2 protein-coding genes are annotated in these 2,092 nt (G+C 44.9%); one reads left to right on the top strand and one right to left on the bottom strand.

Annotation, left to right across the window (positions count from 1 at the left end; translation table 11 throughout):
- Nucleotides 1-115 precede the first annotated feature (115 nt).
- Nucleotides 116-901, bottom strand: coding sequence for a hypothetical protein (locus tag QEH59_RS18440; RefSeq protein WP_308986856.1), 786 nt, complete (start codon nucleotides 899-901; stop codon nucleotides 116-118).
- A 140-nt stretch (nucleotides 902-1,041) separates the two neighbouring features.
- On the opposite strand from QEH59_RS18440, the gene QEH59_RS18435 reads away from it, so the two are divergent.
- Entirely contained in the window at nucleotides 1,042-1,845 is an 804-nt protein-coding gene (locus QEH59_RS18435) for a helix-turn-helix transcriptional regulator (protein WP_308986855.1), read from the top strand.
- Nucleotides 1,846-2,092 lie beyond the last annotated feature (247 nt).

Genomic DNA, 2,092 nt, shown 5'->3' with positions numbered 1-2,092 from the left:
ATACAAAAACGCTACTTACCAACGGCCTTTACGTCAGCTTTTTATTTGAGCTTTTATACTCAATTATGCCGCTTAAGTCCGTGCCATTCGGATCTACCACAATTGAGCTATCTAATTAATTACAACGACGACGGACGGCAGCAAGACCCAAGACGAAAAGTCCACCGAGCAGCGCGAAGGCACTAGACTCAGGAATCACGGCAATCTCCAGAGAAGTAAAAACGCCAATAAAATTAGTGCTATTACTTAACAAGGAAAAGGTATCGTTGATTCCGTCGATAGTGAATGTTCCGCTAAGATAGTTATCCCCAGCTGTCCAACCACTCACACCCGCCGAATTTGTAATACTTCCAGCGCTATAGGATGAAAAGTCGGTAATCGCATCAGCAGATACACCAGCGTAGATATCAAAATCTCGAGTCGAGGTAGCAACTGCATCGCCGCGAAATGCAGTTAAGAAATAGCGATACTCTCCAGCAGCTAAGCCTGAAAGTGATACCGCGACTCCAAGGTTGCCGCTACCATCACGAACCACATTATTAAGCCCTAGGCTCGTATTAAATAGCGTCTGTAGATCCGCATCCACACCAGCGTTCATCGCGTAGGGTGCACTTTTAGTTGACAAAGCATAATTGACAGTCGTTCCTCCTTCGGCGGTAGCAAGGCCAAAGTCAAGACTGACACTAGTAGCAGCACCAACTTGATCCACAATGCCCGAAGCAGTATCAACTGAGACGCTATTCCAATTTGTACCTGTCAATAGTCCAGCGTCGTGACCTGGAGCATTCGTGCCAGCGTAATTACCTCCGAAGTTCAGCAAAACGTCTTGGGCAGACAGGCTTGCTCCTAAAGAGGCGATCATAAGGGCGAGCGAAGGGGAGAATCTAATGGGGTTTTTCATAGTATTGTATATGATGTGTTTTGTGATAGTGATTATTTATGACACAGGCTACATGATAGCAGAATTGCCTAATGCCACCATAGACTAAATCGAGTCTTTACATGGACAAAACGTAGATTACAATCTTGCCACAAGATTGCATGATAGTTCCCACTTACAAATCGATCCTCGGCCAACTACTGCAAAGTCAATTAGACTTCAAGGAGATGCATGATGCACAGTTTCAGAGCGGATTCAGAACTGAATCTCAGGTAATTCCCTCAACTCGCTTCATACTCCTGATTGATGGCACCATCGAATACACAGTCGAAGGTCATGGTATAATTTGCACAGCGGGAGCAGCCATTTTCGTTCCGCCTTGGATATGGAGAAAGTGGGAAGTAACTAGCGAATCTCCAGCAAAATTAATTTGGGCAGTATTCACTCCTAGCCAGCGTATATTTAATTCCTTTGACCATATCATAATGTATCACCCAGCAGACTTCAATCTGCAAAAAGCTGCAATAGAACGAATGCTATTATTGTGGAAGAACGACCGCCACGACTTGCTACTAGAAGGAGAAATGAAAGCCATTCTTGCTCGATTTTTCCGATATTCACCCAAAATCGAAACTGCCGAAGTGTTATCTGGCCGACACCCGGAAGTTGACTACGCAGTCCGCTGGTTTCAGGCAAGTTACATGATACCTAGCGCCCTTTCGGAGCTTCAAGAACAACTAACACTCAGCGCAGATTACTTCCGTGACCTTTTTCGAAAACAAACACACCTAAGTCCGAACCAATATTTAACAATGCTGCGCATGCGTGCCGCACGCCACCTTTTAAAAAAAGGAGCAATGAGCATCAAGGAGGTCGCAGCCCAAACAGGCCATAAAGACCCCCTCTATTTCAGCCGCGCTTATAGAAAGTTTTGGAAATGCTCCCCCAGCGAAGACCGTAGCTAGTGACAAGCAACTCAATGAATCAACGGAATTCACCACTAGTCAGAAACCAATAAAAAGAGATAGTTTAGCATCCTTCCCTGAGTTACTCGACAGTCTCAGGAACAGGCAACTCATAGAGTCTAACATTTGAGAAAGTTACATCTGCACTTCCCAAGACATCTTCATCGGCAAAGAAACCAAGATAGTTTACGTCACCAATAAAACGCTCCCCGAGCGGGATTATATAATGATACGTAGAGCCAAGTTC

It is taken from the genome of Thalassobacterium sedimentorum (genome assembly GCF_031127905.1).
Lineage (GTDB): Bacteria > Verrucomicrobiota > Verrucomicrobiia > Opitutales > Coraliomargaritaceae > Thalassobacterium > Thalassobacterium sedimentorum.
This window is presented reverse-complemented; position numbering and strand designations above follow the sequence as displayed.